Here is an 18,868-nt window from a genome sequence, read left to right as displayed (position 1 = left end):
TGCCCCCGACAGCTTAGGGCTAGCCCTAACGCACCACTGGATGGTAGGCGACTCCACGCTTATCAACGAGGCTTTTTTCAACCGGGCTACCCCCGTTCAGTTGCCTTACTTTGTAGAGCACACGGCACTGCCCAAGCTGCGTAACCTGCTACTGCAACTCGGGCGCGACTATTTTCCGTTGTTGCTGCTGTTGGTGGGTACCTGCCTGGTTGCGTGGCGGAGTGGGCAGCCGTGGGGGGTATTTTGGGGAGTACAGCTGGCGTTTGCAATTGTTGTAGTAGGCCTGGGGGTAGGGCTGAAGCTGCCGCCCCGCCTCGCCCTCCCCGTGCTGGATTTCTGGGTTCTCGGCAACCTTATCTTCTGCCTGCAGCCCGCCGCCCGCTTTCCGTTACGGTCGGCACTGCTGTTGTTGGTGCTGCTATTGGTAGCTGCCATACCTTACGCGTACAAAACCAGCCACCGGCGGGTGGTGCTCAGCGCTGAAAGAAGCCGCAACCATGAGCGGCAGCGCCTACTTTTTGGTAAAGTGCGAGGAGGCATCTTGGTGTCAGATATCGTTGAGGAAACGTATAAATCGGCCTCGCCTTTCCAGGAGCATCTAGTGCCAACTCAGGGCCATTTGTTAGGAATAGCCGGCTGGCCCACCCTCGATCCGTCGCAGCCCGTGCTTCGCCACGCCCTCACGGACACGCGTGACTTTACTACTAGTATGCGCCGTTTGGCAGAGCAACCCCACGTAGCTTGGGTTCTTTCGCCGGAGGGGGCAGCGCTACTTAACCGTCAGCTAGCTCTACGGCGCCAAACTCAGCAGCCCCACGTGCGGTTGCAACGCGCCCCTGAAGTCGGCCCGCAGGCGTATAAAGCTTGGGTAGAAGACGTGAAATAGCTCCTAAGGCCAAAATTTTATAGGGGGGTATTGGGACTTATTTCGCGGAATGCGGGGTAGTGAATACATACATTTGAGCCAGAATTCTCCTTTTTCCCTACTCCGCACCGCCATGATTGCAAGTGTCACCTCCCGTGCAGAAGTTCTCCAGCATATGGAGTCTTTTGTGAAAGAAAACATTGGGACCTTTCTAAAAAGCGTGGAAGGCAGCTGGCAACCATCTGACTTTCTGCCCGATTCCCGTGTCGATACGTTTTTTGATGAGGTGAAAATCCTGCGTGAGCGCGCCAATGAGCTCAGCTACGATTTGCTGGCCGTCCTCATTGGCGATACGATTACGGAGGAGGCTCTGCCCAACTATGAAGCTTGGTTTCACGAACTCGATGACCTGAATCGGGACCGTGACAACGGCTGGGCGCAGTGGATTCGGGGCTGGTCGGCCGAAGAAAACCGCCACGGCGACTTGCTCAACCGGTACCTCTACCTCTCGGGCCGCGTAAACATGCGCGAGTTTGAGGTGAGCACTCAATATCTCATTGCCGACGGTTTTGATCTGGGTACCGCTCACGACCCTTACCGCGCATTCGTGTACACGAGCTACCAGGAAATGGCTACCAACCTCTCGCACCGCCGGGTAGGTACACTGGCCCGGAAAGCCGGGGAAGATCAGCTGTCGAAAATTTGCGGTATGATTGCCGGCGACGAAACCCGCCATGCTCGTGTCTACAAGACGTTCGTTGAGAAAATCTTTGAAGTAGACCCTTCAGAAATGATGTTGGCCTTCGAGGACATGATGCGCAAGAAAATCGTGATGCCCGCTCACTACATGCGTGAGCTAGGCGTAGAGATGGGCAAAACATTTGGCCACTTCACCGATGCCGCCCAGCGCTTGGGAGTATACACCAGCCAAGACTACACCGATATTCTGGAAACGCTGATTAAGGACTGGAAGATCGAGCAGATTACGGGCCTGAACGGCGCCGCCGAAAAAGCCCGCGACTACATTACGGCCTTACCAAACCGCTTGCGCCGCGTAGCCGACCGGATGCCGGTGCCCAAGCTGGAATACAAGTTCAAGTGGATTGAGTAGATAGCTACCAATCCAGGAGGTTATACCAAATAAAAGCCCCCGCACCGTAAGGAGCGGGGGCTTTTGTGTAAGCTACAGCAGTGATATTGGGTAATGGAGTTACTAGTTAGGGCTATCGGTAGAACGGCTCATTACTAGCTTGCCACTAGGATCAAGCGTGTACTCTACGGTACGGTTGCCCGCGGGAGTGGTAGCATTTTCAGCCGGCGTTACGGGGAACGTACGGGTAAGCGTATTGCCGCTGATCTGGTACGTGTCTTGGCCGCTGTAACCAGCACCTGCCGCCCCAGCCGGTGTACCAGGGTTAGTGATGGGGGTGTAGCCCCGCTCGCCAAACTCGTAGGCGTACAGGCCGCCGTTGGTGTTCTTGTTGTCCGTGAAGATATAGAGCTCAGGCTTGCCGTTGCCGTTCAAATCACCAGAGGCTACGTTGGTAACGGCACCCATAATGTCAACCCGTAGTGGGTCGATAGTTTGGGCAGCGCCGCGGTAAGAACGAATGCTAACTATCCGCTGAGGCTGTGAACCAAAGGTCTTAACCGCGAACCGATAGTTGCCTTGCGTTACTTCCCGGTCAAAGCTTACATCTGAAGCCTCGACGGTAGGCGACGACACATTATCGGCGGAAGAAGATTCGCTGGCTACGGGACGCGTAGTGTCGCAGGCAGACAGCGCTGCAATCATGCCGGAAGCAAGCAGGAGACGGTGAAGCTGAGAAGTAAGCATATAGAAAAGGGGAAATTTTAGGAAGGGCCGAGGTAAGACTACACGGGGTTGTACATACTACGAAGTCCCGGGAGAGAGACTAGCTGTAGGTAACGCAAGTAACAGAATTGAGTTGTATTTTTCCTGTTACATATTGATTAATATACCTGAATGGATATTGTAACCCATCTGCGTGCAAAAGATTCCGGAGAAGGCCCTTGGTAGCTCAGGAACGCGTAGTAGTCTTAGTAGCTGGTACTTGCTGAAACCCGCGGGCGCGGGTGGGCAGGGTATATCGAACGGTACGCCGTCCACCCGAAGGGCAGCAGTTGGCATCAGCTGGACGGTACACCGGAAACGAGCGAAGGAGCTCCTTGCCCTCAATACGGAAGGTGTCCTGGCCCTGGTACCCCTGAGCGGCCGGATCGGGTAGCTCAGGCAGTGCGGGCAAGCGGTTCATGCCTTGTTCGGCGTACCAATACCCGTACACCGACCCATAGGAACCACTGCCGGCGCTACGCACAAAAACCAACAGCTCGGGGTTAGTTTGGCCGCTGAGGGAAGCCAGGGCAGCGTCCTGCACTTCTCCATCAAGGGTGTCGCGCAGCGTACCTATTTCCTGCCCGTTTAGCAAAGTGCGCACGGTAAGCAACCGCAGGCTGCCCTCACCAATGGTGCGCACTTGGTATTGAGTGGGCCCCTGGGTGAAGCTGCGGCGGAAGCTGGTGACCGTGTCTACCTGCCCCGACTCGGCGCTGCGTAGTGCCACGGAGGGAGACGATGTTACGATGGTGTCGCGAGTAGTGTCGCAGGCAGCCAGGGCTAGCAGAACAGTAGCTGCAGCCGGAAAGCGGAAAGAAGCGGGTATCATGTAGAAAGAAGCGTATGCGCTAGTATACGCAAATAACCGCTCTGTAGCCGCCTACGGCACAATTTGTACGCCTTTCCAGAAAGCCACGCGGCCTTTGATTTGCTGAGCAGCTTCCTTTGGCTCGGGGTAAAACCACGCGGCATCTTTGTTCAGCTCGCCATTTACGCGCAAGGAGTAGTAGCTGGCGCGGCCTTTCCAGGGGCAGGTGGTACCTGCAATGCTGTCCTCGAAGTATTCGTGCTTAATAGCATCGGCCGGAAAATAGTGGTTGTTTTCTACTACCACGGTATCATTGCTCTCAGCCACGACAGTGTTGTTCCAGATAGCTTTCATTGGGGGAGGTAAGGTTGAGGTTAGAGAATAACAGCCCAGCAGCCAAAAAGTGAAAACAACTTATCTTAGGTAGACAGTCGCACAATTACCGCCGTGGGCCCGGCGGAAAACGAACATTGCCCGGCTGCTCGTTGTTCTGGTAACTCATTCCCCTTGATTTATGTCCGCAGGCTTTCGTTTTCGGGACTTTACGCCCGAGGAGTCGACCGAGAAAGGCTTCGACTCCCTTTTTAAGATATTCATGCAGCTCGTCACCATCACCAGCGGCGACGTGAGTGAGGCTCTTTCGTGGCTAAACGAGCTAGATAAGCAGCACGGCCTTACGGATAATGAGTACGGCATGGGCGACTTCATTGAAGACCTGAAGAAGAAAGGGTATATCGATGAAGACCCGCAGGAGCCGGGTGCATTCAATATCACGGCCAAAAGCGAGCAGAACATTCGCCGCTCGGCGCTGGAAGAAATCTTTGGCAAGCTGAAGAAGTCGGGCCAGGGCAATCACCGCACTCCCCACACCGGCCAGGGCGACGAGCTGAGCACCGACATGCGGGAATTCCGCTTCGGCGACTCCCTGGACCAAATTCAGATGACGGAGTCTATTCGCAACGCCCAGCTCAACCACGGCATGGAGGGCGACAGCTTCATCCTGACGGAGGGAGACCTGGAAGTACGCGAAAATGAACATAAGTCGCAGACCAGCACGGTGCTGATGATCGACATTTCGCACTCCATGATTCTGTACGGCGAGGACCGCATTACGCCGGCCAAAAAAGTTGCCATGGCCCTGTCGGAGCTAGTGAAGCAGAAGTACCCCAAGGACTTCCTCGACGTTATCGTATTTGGTAACGACGCTTGGCAGATCGAGGTTAAAGAGCTGCCTTACCTGCAGGTAGGGCCCTACCATACCAATACGGTGGCTGGTTTGGAACTGGCCCTAGATCTGCTCCGCAAGCGCAAGACGCCCAACAAGCAGATTTTTATGATTACGGATGGTAAGCCTACTTGCTTGAAAGAAGGCAACGGGTATTATAAAAATAGCTTTGGCCTCGACCGCAAAGTTGTCAACAAGACGCTGAACTTAGCGGCAGCGGCCCGCCGGCTTAAGGTGCCCATCACTACCTTCATGATTGCCTCCGACCCGTACTTGCAGCAGTTTGTGGAAGAATTTACGGAAGTAAACCAAGGCAAAGCCTACTACAGCGGTCTGAAAGGACTAGGCCACTTGATCTTCGAGGACTACAAGCGCAACCGCCGCAAGTCGGTGTAGAGTCGGCAGTCGGAAACGATAGCTGCATTATAAAAGCCGAGCCGCCAGGGTATGACTACCTTGGTAGCTCGGCTTTTATAATGCCCCGTCTGCGTTCAGGCTGCTTAGTTGGGCGTAAGCGAGTAATGTTCTAGCAGCACCGTATTGGCCGCTCGTTGGTACCAATCGTTGTACACCAACTCAAGCGCGTCTACCTCAAATAAGCCAATAGGCACGGACCGGTAGTTCTGAAGGGCAGTAACAAGGCCCTCTGGCTGGGGGAGCGGCGCTATGAAGCGAACAACAGTAGAGTGCGCCGTTTGGATAGTGTAGCGCTGGTCAATGGATTGTTGTAAGCCAGAGCTAAGAAAGGCCATCCGAATCTTGCTACGCAGTTTTTCCAGGCTGTCATCTTCCAGAAACCCTTGGACTATGATGCCCCCCGGCGATGCTGTAAGCCCCGTGTAGCGAACGGTAAACGGGCGGGCCTTACGCAGAACGGTGCGCACTAAGTCCTGGTAGGCCGGTGGGTCAACCTGCGACAGAGTAAACCCGCTGTGACAGGAGATGATGGACAGAATGGTGAGGTGGATGTCAGAAGCAGGGTAGTAGTACTGAGTAGGGTCTAGCTTCTGAAAATCAGCTAAAACGCGCTCAATGGTAGCGAGGATATGCCCCGGCGGACGAGCCAATAACGTAATGCCCCGGCGGGTGTCCTCCCCTGAAGTAAGTAACGGGTCGAGCTCCGCCTTGCCTTGCATGAAATGAGAAAAGGCAGTTGTGCGCATTGCATCATAATGGTCTTGTAGGCTCATGCGGGTAATAAATGAGAGGGACAACAGTAGCCGGCTTACTATTGCCAGCGGCTGAAGCTTGCAGCGTACTTTTAAAGCCTCCTTACTTCATAGCCTTTTTCGCTTTGCGGAAAGATTAGCCGGCCGCAAGTTGTGAACTACGCGCCGTATTGAAGCAACCGCGTGGGGCAGACAGATACCAAACTGCCCACGCCCGGCATCAACAACCTTAATCTTTCCTGTAGCATACTTTATTTTGCCCGAACCAACCGCCCGGCTTACTAGTTATACTACTAATCCGGCGGCCTGAACCAGACTGCTACTAGCCCGGATACGTAGGCAAGCCGGTAATCCACTCCCCGTATGACTCAACCTGACATCCGCACCCTCGGTGCCCTGAAGCAATCCGGCTATCAGCCTCGCTCCGTGAAGCAGGAGCTGCGCGACAATTTGATTAAGAAGCTTCAAAGCAAAGAAGATGTGTTTCCTGGCATTTATGGCTACGAGGAAACCGTTATTCCAGAATTGCAGCGGGCCATTTTGGCCGGTCACCATATTAACCTACTCGGCTTGCGTGGCCAAGCTAAAACGCGCATTGCCCGCTTGTTGGTAAGCCTGCTAGACGAGTACGTGCCCGTGGTAGCCGGCTCGGAGCTGAACGATGACCCTATGCAGCCCTTGTCGGTATTTGCGCGTAACCTCGTGGCCGAGCAGGGTGATGACACTCCCATTACTTGGTTGCACCGCGACGACCGCTACACTGAAAAGCTGGCAACTCCCGACGTGTCGGTGGCCGACTTGATTGGTGATGCTGACCCCATTAAGGCTGCTACCTTGAAGCTGCCGTATTCAGATGAGCGCGTAATTCACTTTGGCTTGATTCCGAGAGCCCACCGGGGCATCTTTGTAATCAACGAGCTACCCGACTTGCAGGCCCGTATTCAGGTATCATTGTTTAATATCCTGCAGGAAGGCGACATCCAGATTCGTGGTTTCAAGGTGCGTTTGCCCCTCGATATCCAGTTCGTCTTCACGGCTAACCCCGAAGACTACACCAACCGTGGTTCCATTGTAACGCCACTGAAGGACCGGATTGACGCTCAGATTATCACGCACTATCCTAAGAGCATTGAAATCGGGAAGCGCATCACCAAACAAGAGGCGCGCATCCGGGAGGAGCAGCGCGGCTTGGTGACCACCAACGAGGTAGTACACGACTTGGTAGAACAAGTGGCTATTGAGGCCCGCGGCTCTGAGTTCGTTGATGCGAAGTCGGGCGTGTCGGCTCGTCTCACTATTTCAGCCTACGAGCAAGTTATTGCTGCTGCTGAGCGCCGAGCTCTCATCAATGGCGAAAAACAGACTTACGTGCGCATTGCTGACTTCTTGGGCGCTGTACCGGCCGTAACGGGCAAGGTGGAGCTAGTGTACGAAGGTGAGCAAGAAGGCGCGGGTATTGTGGCCGAGAAGCTGATGGGCAAGGCTCTGCGCACCCAGTTCCTGAGCTACTTCCCCGACCCCGAGAAAACCAAAAAGCAGCGCGACAAGCCCAATCCGTACAAACCCGTACAGGATTGGTTTGGGTCGCGCACCATCGACCTGCTGCACGATGCTTCCGATGATGACTACCGCAAGGTGCTGGACGTAGTGCCTGGTTTGCAGGATTTGGTGAAGCAGAGCGTACCCGGCGAGTTAAGCAAGGACAACATGCACTTCTGGATGGAGTTTGCTTTGCACGGTATGGCCGAGCATAGCCTGATTTCTCGCAACCGCCTCACGGCTGGAGCCCAGTTCAAGGACTTGCTGTCGTCGATGTTCACCATGCCAAACTTTGGCGATGACGACGATGACGACGAGTACCAATCGTCGCGCAAGCGTAAGCGCAAATAAGCACTACGAAGGCTCGACTCACTACCATAAAACAGCCGCTCCTACCAGGAGCGGCTGTTTTGTTTCCAATTCATATGGCGTTGCTTACTAGTTCTCTACAACAGCAGCACAGCCAGGTATAAAACGATAAGAATACGTGCAGCTAATAATTGGATAAAGTAATACCATGGCCCGTCCGTGTTAGTGGGCCAAACGTCGGTTTATATAGGAGCGTGCGCGAAGGCCTTACAGCCGTTGCACTTCAAGGCGGCTAAGGAAGCGTCTAGCGCCCCGGCGAGGGCGCTAGACGCTTTCTGCTGGCAGAAAGGACAGGCGTGCATATCGCCATCGGTGTCCACGTACAAGAACCGGTCGGCGGCTCCGCTGCAGCCCATGCGCCGCTGGTGGTAACCGTAGTAGTGCACAATTGGCCAATCCAGATAGTCCTTGCTATAGTTAAGCTTTAGGTAGAACTCTTCCAATAGTTCTAGTTCAGCAGCGCCTAGGTCTACCACCTGCCCGGCGTAGTGACCTACGGCCCGGGGCTCCAGTATGTGTATAAACGTGACACCCAGTTGCTTGGCTAAGCGGGCGTAGGCCATAAGATTTTCGGGGGTAGTAAACTCACGGGTGGCGCACACCGTGAGGGCCACTACCAACCCAGCTTCGTGGGCGTACTGCGTAGCGTTTATGGCATGTTGGTACGCGTCTGGCGAGCCCCGGAAGGCATTGTGCTGAGCAGGGTCGTGATGGTCTAGGCTGATGGATACGCCGGTTAGGCCAGCATGCTTGAGTAGCTGCGCATTTTTGCGGGTAAAATGAAAGCCCGAGGTGAACACCCAAAAATCGGTACCGGGCTGGGCGGTGCGTAGCACATCCAGGATATCGTGCACGCGTAGCATGGGCTCTCCGCCGCTAAATAAGATTTGGGTAACGTGGCGGCTCTGAAACTCGGCTACCATGCGGCGTAAGTCGGGCAGGGTGAGCTTTTCGCGTTGGTTGAGCGCATCCCACTCAAAGCAGTGGGCGCAGGCAAGTGGACACTTCTTGGTAATAGCCAGAAACACCATTTGCAAGGAATGGGCGTCGGGCCGGAAGGGTGTTAGGCGGTGTAGGGTAGTAGCTACGTAGCGTGCGTGGGCCACCGAAGGCCAGCCCGGCGTCTGAAACTCGCGGTAATACCGCCCGGCTACGTGCGCCACCTTTTGCACCCGTAAATTGCCATAGTACGCTTGCCGCAGCACCTGCACTTCGGCTCCAGCCTGCCGAATGCGGCTGGGGCTGCGCAAGTAGTGTAAAGTCAGGCCAGTCTCAACGAGCGTTAGGCAGCGGTTGAGTACATCGCGCCGTAGCCCCGATGCTACCATGGTAGGCGACAAGGTAGGCACCGTTACGGGGCCCGATGCTTTGGTGGTAGCCGGTGCAGGATGGTCTAAGTAAGGTAGGTCGGGTAGGATAGTAGCTTGCATAACGTTAGTGAGTAGCGGCTGCTAGGTGTAGCTCCTGATATGACTGGTGGTACTTGTCTTTAGAAAACGTGATAAACCGTCCTGGCTTGCGGAAAGAGTACAGCTCTGTCAGGTTGGGTAGGCCTTCGTAGTTGCGGATGTGCTCGTAGTAGCCACGCGTATGCAGGAAAGCAGTAGTACCATGTGGTCTGGCGTAGGCGTGCTGGCCGTACGGTAGCGCAGGGCCACCTCGGTGCCCGGATGGGTTTGGGCGAGGTAGTGGCTATCGGTGGTGGCGAGGGCCGTGCGCTGGTCACGGCCCTGCTCATCGCGGGCGCTGTGCGGCGTCAGCTTCTCGATGTGCACGGGCGCATCGGCGCTGAAATCAACGGCTGCATAGTCTACCTCCCAAAACATGAAGCCCGTTTCCAGCTTCAAGCGAATAGGGCCGGAAGACGTAGTGCCCGGCACCGTGAACGGGACTACTAGGTCGCGCGACGCCAGGGGGCCTACCGTCTGGATTTGCTCGACGAGTTGCCAACCCTGCGTCGTTTCTATGGATACTCGCAACGGAACGCCCTGTTGCTCCGACCACTCCCGTAGCTCCCGCGCTGGTACGTTGTGCTGGGTGCTGGCCCACTGGCCGTAGTACGACCCGAATTTCTTTGTGAACTCGCCGTAGAGGTAATCCAGCCACAAGGAGTTTTGGGCGTGTAGTACCAACTTGCCAGCCTAGCCTGCGTGGGGTTCGGAAAGGTAAGCACCACGCTGTTGGGAGCAGTGCCAGGCGTTTCGTCGTTGAAGAGTAGCGCGCTCTTGTCGCGCGTTGCGAGGTGGGTGGTGTAGTTGGTGCCAGCGTCGGAAGTTGCTTGCACGGCGGCCATTGGGCGCCCAATGGTGTGCATATTACCCTGGCTGTCTATCAACACGGACGTAGCCGCCGGATGATGCACCAACCACAGCTCTGCCACGTTGGTATACTGCCGCTCCCGCAGTTCGTTCGTGATTTTGAGCTGATAGTCCTGCCCCTGGGCCTGCAGGTTGGGTAGGGGCATGTAATCGTCGCGCTCAGCAGGTGCGAAGATGGCACCCCCGTATGCTTCGCCCACAAACTGGTAATTCGCCCCATCGTAAGCATACACGAAAGGACAAGAACTCTTGGTGAGCAGTACGATGATGCCTAGGATAACATAGGCCCCGCCTACAACTCCAGCGCCGACAAGCACATGAGAAAAAATGGTTTTGCCCGTATCCCGCTCTATCACCTCCAAGCGCTGCATGTCCGCTAGCGGAATACTAACCTGGGAGCCCGTGAACGTATGCGAATCAGTAAGGTAGAGATGAACGAGATTCAGGGCCGTATGCTTGTCACGACGCTTGTAGCGCAATCCCTGACCTATAATGGGAGTAGCATACTGGCGCAATTCCAATGTTAGGTCGGCTTTTTGTCCTTGTAGAGCCTCGCCGCTCAACTGCGGATTTTGAAGCTGCCACACGCTATTGCCTTGGTGCACTAGGAATAACTTAGACGAGGCCAAGCTAGCTACCCCAGCGGGGTCAGCTGTTTGCTGCTGGGGCCAGTAGTAATTGCAGCCGGAAGCCAGCACCATGTGGATCACAAGCGTCACCCCACTCAGCAAGGAAGCAGGTAGGCGCCGTCGGAATGCTGCAAGCACTCCTGGGCGTGTAGTACAGGACGTTTCCATACAGAATAGGATAATCTTACGTGTACTAATGGAGGCAGGCGCAGCGCCCTACAGTAGCAGGTGGCTTTGTTGCTCCGAACGTACTTAGCCCCCGTGCCGCAGCAAAACCAACTGCCTTGCTGTCAAGACTTTCTGCATATCTATGTGATTATATATAGTATTGACTACAAACGTATTGCAACAATTTATTCTGACTTTGTAGAAGTGTTTACAGTTCTGAGCTACACCTAAGTGAGGTTGAATAACCAGCTTAAACGCACAAAAGCCCACCGGAAAATCCGGCGGGCTTTTGTAAACTCAGTACTACTAGAAGAGAAGCTAACCTTACGCCTCTTCAGTTACTACAATCTTTTGAATCTCGTCGTTGGCGCGAATCTGGTCGATAACGTCCAGGCCTTCTACCACTTTACCAAATACGGTGTGGTTGCGGTCGAGGTGAGCCGTATTCTGACGGTCGTGCACAATGAAGAACTGCGAGCCCCCCGTGTTGCGGCCAGCATGAGCCATGCTTAGGGCGCCGCGTTCGTGGTACTGATGGTCGCCGCTCAACTCGCAGTCGATTTTGTAGCCGGGGCCGCCAGTGCCAGGAGCACCTTTGGCTCCCTCGCGGGTGTTAGGGCAGCCGCCCTGAATTACGAAGTTTGGAATTACACGGTGAAACTTCAGGCCGTCGTAGAAACCTTTCTTCGCAAGGTCAGTGAAGTTTTTAACAGTGTTCGGAGCGTCCTTTTCGTAGAACTCCACTTTCATTACACCTTTTGCGGTGTGGATTTCGGCAGTTTTCATCGGGGTGAAAAATGGGTGGTACGGGCGAGTATACGGCAAGTGCCGCCCAGCGGGTGCCGCTGGAGGCGCAAAGGTAGCCAAATTACGTCCTGTCCTACATCCAGTAGATGAGCTACTCTCGTATCTGTACTACCGTAGCACTTACAGAATTACTTTCTTGCACTATTCTCTACCAAAACTCCTAACTGCTTCAATGAAGAAGAACCTGAGCGCTGCTTTCTTGGCTTTGTTGTCAGCTGGCATTGTTACCACTGGCTTAACCAGCTGCGGCGAAAACTCGACCACCGAAACTGCTACTGTTACCACCGAAACGACCACTCCCACCGTGGATTCTGCGGCCATGATGTCGGACTCCGCTCGGATGGGTAAGCCGAAAGGTGTATTGGTGGACGGTGTGGCGATGACGCCCGACAAAACAATCGTGCAAAATGCGGTGCAGGCCAGCAGCGTGACTACGCTAGTGAAAGCCGTGAAAGCGGCTGAGCTTGACGGCACACTCAGCGGCCCCGGCCCATTCACAGTTTTTGCGCCTACTAACGCTGCCTTCGATAAGCTGCCCACGGGAGCCCTAGCTGGCCTGATGAAGCCTGAAAGCAAGGAAAATCTCAAAGGCGTGCTTACCTACCACGTAATCCAGGGCCGGTTGCTAGCCGCCGACCTTAAAGATGGGCAGCAACTGACGACCGTGAACGGCGAAAAAATAAAGATATCTGTGCAGGGCGGCAAGGTGATGATCAGCAATGGCAAGGACGCTCCCGCAACCGTGCAAATAGCGGATGTGGTGTCTAGCAACGGTGTCACACACGTGATTGATGGGGTGCTGCTGCCCCCCATGTAACCCCTTTTGATTTCCTGATTGGTTGAAAAGGCCCGGCTGCTTCAGTCGGGCTTTTTTGCGTGCTCCAAAAAGCAAAGTGCCCGGAAGGAAAAGGACATAGCTCGTTTTCCTTCCGGGCAGCTATCTACTTAGCTGTACGCTACAAACCGGCATTCTCGGCGGCCCGCTCCGCAAAACCAGCCCAGTCATTCTGCTCGCCCTTGGCTACGCTAATGGAGAGGTTGTCATGAATGATGTTGGCAAAGGGCATAGGAGCTACGTATGTGCGCGACTCGTCCAACACCAAGCGCAAATCTTTGCGAATGATGGCCGGAGCTGCGCCAACGGGTTCGTACCGACGGTCGGCCACCAGCTTGCCGTAGTTTTTGTAGATGGGGATGTTGAACAGCGTGTTCGTGAAGAACTCGTACACCTGCTGTCGATCAAGGCCACTTTTTTGCGCCAGGGTAAAAGCCTCGGCCATGGCCTCAATGGCCGCGCCCAGCATAAAGTTGCCGCAGAGCTTTACCGTGCTGGCTGCGCCGGGGTCGTCCCCGAACTCATACGTACCCTGACCAACTGCCTCCAAAAGGGGAAGCAGTTGCTGCCGGGCAGAAGCGGGGCCGGCGGCAGCCAGCCACAACTTGCCAGCGGCAGCCACGTCGGGCTTACCAAACACGGGCGTTGAGACTAGAAACGTGCCGTGTTGGGCGTGTGCTTCTGCCAAGCGGCGGTTCGTATCGGGAGCCACGGTGCTGCACGATGCATGAACGGCACCAGGCTTCATGGCCGGTAAGAAGCCTTCAGGGCCTGTGCACAAGCTTTCAAGGGCGGCATCATCGGTTACCATCGTAAACACGAAATCGGCGTTCTGTACGGCTTCCGTGGGTGTAGCTGCTACGGTAGCGCCCTGGGCTTGCAGGCCAGCAGCTTTGCTAGCAGTGCGATTATATACCGTGAGCGAATGCCCGGCTTTGAGCAGGTTGGCGGCCATGGCCTCGCCCATATTTCCAAGGCCGAGGAAGGCAATGCGGTGCGACATGGAAGAAAAATTAGATGCCAAAGAAGAGTGTAGTAGGTGGCGGCCAGAGTTCAAAGAACCCAGGCCCCGGGACATGATGGTTTACCGAGTAACTATCAAGCCTGAAAAAAGTCTGCTACCCAAAGCAATACGATGTTTTGAGCACGCGAATAGGCTATTTCCGGTTATCATCGCCTTCCAGCATGCTTACGTAGCTGTCGTAGCGAGGGAGGGCAATTTTACCTTTATCTACGGCTTCACGCACGGCGCAACCAGGTTCGTGGGTGTGCTGGCAGTTGTGGTAGCGGCACTGATTCAGCAAGGCCCGCATTTCGGGGAAATAGTGCGCCAGTTCCCCGGGTTTCATATCCACGAGGCCCAATTCCTTGATGCCTGGCGTGTCAATGAGGTAGGTGCCGGGCCGTACTTCCAGCATTTCGGCAAACGTAGTGGTGTGCACGCCCTTGTCGGAAAACTCGCTGATTTCAGCCGTCTTCAAATCCAAATCCGGTACTAGCACATTAATCAACGTGCTCTTGCCAACCCCAGAGTGGCCCGACAGTAGGGATACTTTGCCATCTAGCAAGGCATCAATGGCCGGTACACCCTCGCCGGAATGGGCCGAGCAGCGTAGCCCGGGGTAGCCCACGCGCTGGTACATCTTCAGGACTTGCTCTTGGTAGTCGGCTAAGTCCTCGTCGTACAGGTCGGTTTTGTTGAACAAGAGCGTAACGGGGATGTGGTACGCTTCGGCCGTAACCAGAAATCGGTCGATGAATCCGAACGAAGTAGCGGGTGAAGCTAGCGTCACAACCAGCAGGGCTTGGTCGATGTTGGCGGCTACAATGTGCGCATGCTCGGTTTTGTGCACCGAGCGGCGAATGATGTAGTTGCGGCGGGGCTCAATATGATGAATGACGCCCGCGCCTTCCGTTTGCTCCTCAACGGTAAAATCTACCTGGTCGCCTACGGCCAACGGGTTGCTTACCTTCAGCCCCTTGTGCTTAAACTTGCCCCGCAAGCGGCAGCGGTGTAATTGACCGTTGCCCGTTTCGCGTACCACGTACCACGAGCCCGTCGACTTAACGATGATTCCGGTCATATAAAAGTGAAGTTGGGAGTGGGAGGTAAGGGGAAATGCGGAGTTGAAACTTGGCTGAGATGCTGAGCAAAGCAGATGCTTATGGCTGTACTACGTCACGTTCTAGCCAACTCATTATCTTACCAGTTGCTCCACTGTGGTCGTGCACGTAATCGAGGCTAATGTCTTGCACTGCCAAGCGCGCCTCCTCCCGGTGGTAGAGCGGGCCAAAAGCTGTTAGTAGCTCATCGGCTGTTTTGATGGGAAAAGCGCACCCTAAGTCTACCAAGTCTTGTGCTTCCTGAAACTTGTGGTAAGTTGGGCCAAAGAACAGTGGCAACCCAAATGCTGCTGCCTCCAGCGTATTGTGCAGGCCTTTGCCAAAGGCTCCTCCTACGTAAGCAAAATGCCCAAACCGGTACAGCTGGCTGAGCATGCCTACGTTGTCTATTAGCAAGAGGCGCGCTTCGGCCACGGTGGCAAGGTGAGCCCGGGAGAAACGGACAACCTTGCCGGGAAGCGCCTCCTCCACCAAGCGCAGATTGGTTTCGTTGATTTCGTGGGGGGCTACCACAAAGCGCAAATGGTCGGCGTACTGCCGAAATAAGGGCGTGAGGGCAGGCAAATCCTCGGGCCAGCTACTGCCAATAATGAATACGGGCGACCAATCATCGGTGAAAGCCTCAATCAGGGGCAGAGGCTTGGGTGGCACCGATGCGGTACGAACTACCGTATCGAAACGAGTGTCGCCAGCCACGCTAGCACGCGTGAGACCTACGGCGCGCAGCAGCTCCACCGACGAGGCATTCTGCGTGAAAATGTGCGTGAAGCGGCCAAGGGTACGGCGGAAAAAACCGCCCCAGGGCCGAAAAAACGACTGTTCGGGCCGGAAGATGGCCGATACGCAGATGGTTGGGACTTGGCGCCGCTCAAGCTCCGTGAGGAAATGATACCAGAATTCATACTTCACGAACACGGCTAAGCGAGGTTTCACCGCCGCTAAGAAGAGCCGAGCATTCTCGGCTGTGTCGAGGGGGAGGTAAAACACGTAGTCGGCGCCCGACCAGTTCTTGCGTATCTCGTAGCCCGAAGGCGAGAAGAACGTCAGGACCAGCTTGTGGTGAGGATGGCGAGCCATATACGCCTCCATGACGGGGCGGCCCTGCTCAAACTCACCCAGGGAAGCGCAGTGAAACCAGACAATTGGGGCCGTTTCGGCGTGTAGTGCCTGCTGGATGTGAGCTAAGAGGCCGCGGCGCCCCTCTACCCACTGTGCAGCTTTCGGCACCAAGGGCGCCACTAGTTGCAACAGCAGGCCGTACAGGTGCAGGGCTATAGAATATAGGAAAACCAATTCGAGGAAAGGACTTAGAGGTGATGCTCCGCAAAACAAATATTTAGTCGAACCAAGGGCCGACAGGTAGGAAGCAGAGGCGGCAAAAATAGGCGTTTACTAAACGGCAAACGAAAAAAGCCCCAACCAGCTGAGGTTGAGGCTTTGTAACCCATGCGGGACTATGGTTAGTAGGCCGTCTTTTTACTAGAAAGCTACTGCCGTTATCGCCAGTGTTAGGAAACACGTGCTTGCCTTCTTCCCAGTTGGCGGGGCACACTTCACCGTGCACCTCAAAGTATTGCAGGGCATCTACATGCGCATGGCTTCATCCACGCTACGCACCAGGGGGCCATCATTGATTACCTGGTGGCGGATAATTCCGTCCTTGTCAATTAGAAACAAGCCGCGGTAAGCCAACGGCGACCCGACAAAGGTCATTTCACCGGCTTCGTTATAGTCGAAGTGGCCACCTAGTACATCGTAGTTAGCCGAAATAGTCTTGCTGGCGTCGGCTACCAGCGGGTACGTGATGCCGGCAATACCACCAGCGTCACGCCCGGTTTTCAGCCAGGCTGCATGCGAGAAGTGGGTATCGGTAGAACAGGCTACCACTGCCACGCCCTTGGCTTCAAAGTCGGCTATCCGATCCTGAAAGCCTAAGATTTCGGTGGGACATACCTGCGTGAAATCGGCGGGGTAGAAGAAGAAGAGTACGTGCTTCTTCCCCAAGTATCGGTCGAGAGAAAATTCTTCTTCGAATTCGCCGGCAATAACGGCGGTGGCTTTAAACGAAGGGGCGCGTTTGCCAACTAGAACTGCCATGAAGTGGAGTAGTGAGGAGGGGGGACAAGAAAAACAGATCAGCTGATCTGTCTACTTACTGGTACGCATAGCGAGCTGAAAAGATTGAGTGCCTGCTGTGCGCCCGTTATTTCATACCCCTAGTACCCACTACATGCAAGGAGAACGACCGGGGCTGAAACCCTTCTAGTTCGCGCGCCGCAAAAAATTGACGAATCAGTTCATCCAGTTGCGGGTCGCAATAGTCAATGATTTCCTGTGTATCGGTGCAGAATAGATGGTGGTGTTCCGTGCAATCGGCATCGTAGCGGCGAGAAGCTCCCTCGGCTGAGGCTACACGCCGCGTAAGGCCAGCCGCTACAAAGGAATCAAGCGCCTTGTATACTGTGCCCAGAGAAATGGAAGGAGAATGGCCTACTACATGCCGATGAACTTGCTCGGCAGTAGGATGGCCAGGCAAGGTCAGTAGGCTCTCTAAAATAACCAGCCGCTGCCGGGTAGCCCGGAGCCCCGCTTGGGCTAGGCGACTGCGCAAGGCTCCCGGATTGACTGCCGATGCCGATGCGTGCATATGGTTGGGTGAAAGGCTCACTAGGTAGGAATGATTATCAGTAAAGGTAGAGGGATAAGGTAGCAGAAGACAAAAATGTTTCGTTTTGGCGGTCTACAACTTCCTACGTGGTACTGTAGTGGCAATTAGGTGGCAGGTTTGTCTGCTGCTACTTACCCGTAACCAATCAGGCACTGACCTCGTTAAAACTTCCCCGGCAAACGAACTGAAATGTTTGGCGGGTCCGCTGTTCCAGCAACAACTCCCGGTCCTGGGCAATCCGCCGAATGCTAGCGGTATCGTAGTTTTTGATGGTGTATAACTCCAGGCCGGTATTATAATGAATGGTGAACTGCTCGCGCAAGAGGTCCAAGAGCTTCTCTAAGCGGTACGCCGAAAAATCAGTGCACACGGAAAAGCTGATAGCCGAGTTCTGCATCAGGTTGATCTTCAGGCGTACCTGAGCCAACGCCCCAAAAATGACCTCCAGGTTTTCTTCCGAAATGAAAGTAAGGTCCTTAGAGGAAAAGGAAATCAAGCACTGGGCGGCCTTACGAATATAAGCAGGAGCCAGTAGGCCGTGGCGGCAGTCATGGATTTTAGTGCCCTCTGCCGTAGGATCTACGAACGACTTTACCAGCAGCGGAATATGCCGCACGGCCAAAGGCTTTATGGTTTTGGGGTGAATAACCGAAGCGCCATAGTAAGCCATTTCAATGGTTTCCTGGTAGCTGATTTCTGGGTAGCGCACGGTATCGGCAAATATTTTGGGGTCAGCGTTCAGCAGGCCGGCCACATCTTTCCAAATAGTGACGTCCTGTGCCCCCAAGCAGTACGCCAGAATAGCAGCCGTGTAGTCAGAGCCCTCACGCCCTAAAGTAGTGGTATAGCCGCTGGCGGTTCCCCCCAGAAAACCCTGCGTTACGATGGGGCCGTTGCTTAATAAAGGGGGCAAGGTTGCCCGCAGGCTACGCTCGGTAGTGGGCCAGTCTACGCGGCCTTCCCGCCAGGTATGGTCCGTCCGAATCAGAGGGCGGCAATCAACCCACTGTGCCTCTAAAGCGGCGGCTACAATGCGCGTGGCCAGCAGCTCTCCAAAGCTTACTACTTGGTCGTATTGCTTATCGTAGTCACCGGTAGTTATCGTAGCTAGTCGGTCGCCAAGCTGCTCTAGCAGCTCCACTATGCTGGGTGCAGTGGGCAGAGTAATATCGCTATGCCAAGCTCCGCTGCCACGCCCAAGTGAAAGGCGCGTAGCGCTGCCAACGGTGCGGTATATTCCTGGCCCCCATGGGCTAGGTGAAAGAGGTCTTCGAGTGCATTAGTCGTCTTGCCCATAGCCGATACGACAATCAGCAAGGGACCCGGCCCGCTGTGCTCTCGTACAATCAGCTGGAGGTTACGAATAGCAGCTGCGTCTTTCACCGAAGCGCCGCCGAACTTGTAAATTTTGAGTTGATGCGGTTCCTGCATGGCCCAAATGTAGGGCGAAGTACTTTTTTACCTAGCATAACTATCGTATTCCAGA

19 protein-coding genes and 1 pseudogene are annotated in these 18,868 nt (G+C 54.9%); 5 read left to right on the top strand and 15 right to left on the bottom strand.

The window, feature by feature from the left end:
- On the top strand, positions 1-886 hold an 886-nt coding region (locus VI25_RS08245), incomplete at its 5' end, for a hypothetical protein (RefSeq protein WP_161806900.1).
- 112 nt (positions 887-998) lie between these two features.
- Positions 999-1,976, top strand: a complete 978-nt coding sequence (locus tag VI25_RS08240) for an acyl-ACP desaturase (RefSeq protein ID WP_045687556.1) — start codon at positions 999-1,001, stop codon at positions 1,974-1,976.
- A 102-nt stretch (positions 1,977-2,078) separates the two neighbouring features.
- Here the strand turns inward: VI25_RS08240 and VI25_RS08235 are convergent, their stop codons facing one another.
- The 3 genes from VI25_RS08235 to VI25_RS08225 form a co-directional block, all read right to left on the bottom strand.
- A complete protein-coding gene (locus tag VI25_RS08235) occupies positions 2,079-2,702 on the bottom strand; it encodes a hypothetical protein (RefSeq protein ID WP_045687555.1) in 624 nt (207 codons plus the stop codon).
- A gap of 205 nt (positions 2,703-2,907) precedes the next feature.
- Positions 2,908-3,552: a PliI family lysozyme inhibitor of I-type lysozyme gene (locus VI25_RS08230; RefSeq protein WP_052695024.1), complete on the bottom strand. Its 645-nt coding sequence runs from the start codon at positions 3,550-3,552 to the stop codon at positions 2,908-2,910.
- Between the two features lie 51 nt (positions 3,553-3,603).
- The gene (locus VI25_RS08225) at positions 3,604-3,885 is read right to left on the bottom strand and encodes a DUF427 domain-containing protein (protein ID WP_045687554.1); all 282 of its coding nucleotides are present in this window, start codon (positions 3,883-3,885) and stop codon (positions 3,604-3,606) included.
- Between the two features lie 160 nt (positions 3,886-4,045).
- On the opposite strand from VI25_RS08225, the gene VI25_RS08220 reads away from it, so the two are divergent.
- Positions 4,046-5,152, top strand: coding sequence for a vWA domain-containing protein (locus tag VI25_RS08220; protein ID WP_045687553.1), 1,107 nt, complete (start codon positions 4,046-4,048; stop codon positions 5,150-5,152).
- A 104-nt stretch (positions 5,153-5,256) separates the two neighbouring features.
- Here VI25_RS08220 and VI25_RS08215 read toward each other — a convergent pair whose 3' ends face one another.
- Positions 5,257-5,946, bottom strand: coding sequence for a 2'-5' RNA ligase family protein (locus VI25_RS08215; RefSeq protein ID WP_045687552.1), 690 nt, complete (start codon positions 5,944-5,946; stop codon positions 5,257-5,259).
- Between the two features lie 342 nt (positions 5,947-6,288).
- On the opposite strand from VI25_RS08215, the gene VI25_RS08210 reads away from it, so the two are divergent.
- Complete coding sequence (locus VI25_RS08210; RefSeq protein WP_045687551.1) at positions 6,289-7,815, top strand: sigma 54-interacting transcriptional regulator; 1,527 nt, start codon at positions 6,289-6,291, stop codon at positions 7,813-7,815.
- Between the two features lie 200 nt (positions 7,816-8,015).
- Here the strand turns inward: VI25_RS08210 and VI25_RS08205 are convergent, their stop codons facing one another.
- The 4 genes from VI25_RS08205 to VI25_RS08190 all read right to left on the bottom strand — a co-directional run bounded on the left by VI25_RS08205 (position 8,016) and on the right by VI25_RS08190 (position 11,734).
- Positions 8,016-9,263, bottom strand: a complete 1,248-nt coding sequence (locus VI25_RS08205; RefSeq protein ID WP_055562421.1) for a radical SAM protein — start codon at positions 9,261-9,263, stop codon at positions 8,016-8,018.
- 108 nt (positions 9,264-9,371) lie between these two features.
- Entirely contained in the window at positions 9,372-9,812 is a 441-nt protein-coding gene (locus VI25_RS08200; protein WP_055562420.1) for a hypothetical protein, read from the bottom strand.
- Positions 9,797-10,948 carry a hypothetical protein gene (locus VI25_RS08195; protein ID WP_152981545.1) on the bottom strand — a complete coding sequence of 384 codons (1,152 nt, stop codon included), beginning with the start codon at positions 10,946-10,948 and terminating at the stop codon, positions 9,797-9,799. The genes VI25_RS08200 and VI25_RS08195 overlap by 16 nt, the downstream gene beginning before the upstream one ends.
- Before the next feature lie 324 nt (positions 10,949-11,272).
- Positions 11,273-11,734 carry a peptidylprolyl isomerase gene (locus VI25_RS08190; RefSeq protein WP_055562418.1) on the bottom strand — a complete coding sequence of 154 codons (462 nt, stop codon included), beginning with the start codon at positions 11,732-11,734 and terminating at the stop codon, positions 11,273-11,275.
- Between the two features lie 193 nt (positions 11,735-11,927).
- Here VI25_RS08190 and VI25_RS08185 point away from each other — a divergent pair, with 193 nt between their 5' ends.
- Positions 11,928-12,572 (top strand): fasciclin domain-containing protein, encoded by a 645-nt coding sequence (locus tag VI25_RS08185; RefSeq protein ID WP_052695023.1) that lies wholly within the window; start codon positions 11,928-11,930, stop codon positions 12,570-12,572.
- A 139-nt stretch (positions 12,573-12,711) separates the two neighbouring features.
- Here VI25_RS08185 and VI25_RS08180 read toward each other — a convergent pair whose 3' ends face one another.
- The 7 genes and pseudogenes from VI25_RS08180 to VI25_RS28405 all read right to left on the bottom strand — a co-directional run bounded on the left by VI25_RS08180 (position 12,712) and on the right by VI25_RS28405 (position 18,813).
- Positions 12,712-13,593 carry an NAD(P)-dependent oxidoreductase gene (locus tag VI25_RS08180; RefSeq protein ID WP_045687546.1) on the bottom strand — a complete coding sequence of 294 codons (882 nt, stop codon included), beginning with the start codon at positions 13,591-13,593 and terminating at the stop codon, positions 12,712-12,714.
- A gap of 154 nt (positions 13,594-13,747) precedes the next feature.
- The gene (rsgA, locus tag VI25_RS08175) at positions 13,748-14,674 is read right to left on the bottom strand and encodes a ribosome small subunit-dependent GTPase A (RefSeq protein WP_045687545.1); all 927 of its coding nucleotides are present in this window, start codon (positions 14,672-14,674) and stop codon (positions 13,748-13,750) included.
- A gap of 79 nt (positions 14,675-14,753) precedes the next feature.
- Complete coding sequence (locus tag VI25_RS08170) at positions 14,754-16,007, bottom strand: 3-deoxy-D-manno-octulosonic acid transferase (protein ID WP_055562417.1); 1,254 nt, start codon at positions 16,005-16,007, stop codon at positions 14,754-14,756.
- Between the two features lie 181 nt (positions 16,008-16,188).
- Positions 16,189-16,811 (bottom strand): annotated as a pseudogene (locus VI25_RS08165) (peroxiredoxin); the annotation flags it as partial.
- Between the two features lie 106 nt (positions 16,812-16,917).
- Entirely contained in the window at positions 16,918-17,361 is a 444-nt protein-coding gene (locus VI25_RS08160; RefSeq protein WP_045687544.1) for a Fur family transcriptional regulator, read from the bottom strand.
- A 166-nt stretch (positions 17,362-17,527) separates the two neighbouring features.
- A complete protein-coding gene (locus VI25_RS08155) occupies positions 17,528-18,523 on the bottom strand; it encodes an aspartate kinase (RefSeq protein ID WP_316934287.1) in 996 nt (331 codons plus the stop codon).
- On the bottom strand, positions 18,523-18,813 hold the full coding sequence (locus VI25_RS28405) for a hypothetical protein (RefSeq protein ID WP_316934286.1): 291 nt from the start codon (positions 18,811-18,813) through the stop codon (positions 18,523-18,525). The genes VI25_RS08155 and VI25_RS28405 overlap by 1 nt, the downstream gene beginning before the upstream one ends.
- Positions 18,814-18,868: the final 55 nt, after the last annotated feature.

This window comes from Hymenobacter sp. AT01-02 (assembly GCF_000961955.2).
Classification (GTDB): domain Bacteria; phylum Bacteroidota; class Bacteroidia; order Cytophagales; family Hymenobacteraceae; genus Hymenobacter; species Hymenobacter mucosus.
The sequence above is the reverse complement of the archived record's forward strand: the minus strand, read 5'-3'. Positions and strand labels throughout refer to the sequence as shown.

Bases quoted from the DNA above. Each gene is read 5' to 3' on its own strand.
- VI25_RS08240 (WP_045687556.1), top strand. From the start codon at position 999: ATGATTGCAAGTGTCACCTCCCGTGCAGAAGTTCTCCAGCATATGGAG.
- VI25_RS08235 (WP_045687555.1), bottom strand. From the start codon at position 2,702: ATGCTTACTTCTCAGCTTCACCGTCTCCTGCTTGCTTCCGGCATGATT.
- VI25_RS08230 (WP_052695024.1), bottom strand. From the start codon at position 3,552: ATGATACCCGCTTCTTTCCGCTTTCCGGCTGCAGCTACTGTTCTGCTA.
- VI25_RS08225 (WP_045687554.1), bottom strand. From the start codon at position 3,885: ATGAAAGCTATCTGGAACAACACTGTCGTGGCTGAGAGCAATGATACC.
- VI25_RS08220 (WP_045687553.1), top strand. From the start codon at position 4,046: ATGTCCGCAGGCTTTCGTTTTCGGGACTTTACGCCCGAGGAGTCGACC.
- VI25_RS08215 (WP_045687552.1), bottom strand. From the start codon at position 5,946: ATGAGCCTACAAGACCATTATGATGCAATGCGCACAACTGCCTTTTCT.
- VI25_RS08210 (WP_045687551.1), top strand. From the start codon at position 6,289: ATGACTCAACCTGACATCCGCACCCTCGGTGCCCTGAAGCAATCCGGC.
- VI25_RS08205 (WP_055562421.1), bottom strand. From the start codon at position 9,263: ATGCAAGCTACTATCCTACCCGACCTACCTTACTTAGACCATCCTGCA.
- VI25_RS08195 (WP_152981545.1), bottom strand. From the start codon at position 10,948: ATGGAAACGTCCTGTACTACACGCCCAGGAGTGCTTGCAGCATTCCGA.
- VI25_RS08190 (WP_055562418.1), bottom strand. From the start codon at position 11,734: ATGAAAACTGCCGAAATCCACACCGCAAAAGGTGTAATGAAAGTGGAG.
- VI25_RS08185 (WP_052695023.1), top strand. From the start codon at position 11,928: ATGAAGAAGAACCTGAGCGCTGCTTTCTTGGCTTTGTTGTCAGCTGGC.
- VI25_RS08180 (WP_045687546.1), bottom strand. From the start codon at position 13,593: ATGTCGCACCGCATTGCCTTCCTCGGCCTTGGAAATATGGGCGAGGCC.
- rsgA (WP_045687545.1), bottom strand. From the start codon at position 14,674: ATGACCGGAATCATCGTTAAGTCGACGGGCTCGTGGTACGTGGTACGC.
- VI25_RS08160 (WP_045687544.1), bottom strand. From the start codon at position 17,361: ATGCACGCATCGGCATCGGCAGTCAATCCGGGAGCCTTGCGCAGTCGC.
- VI25_RS28405 (WP_316934286.1), bottom strand. From the start codon at position 18,813: ATGCAGGAACCGCATCAACTCAAAATTTACAAGTTCGGCGGCGCTTCG.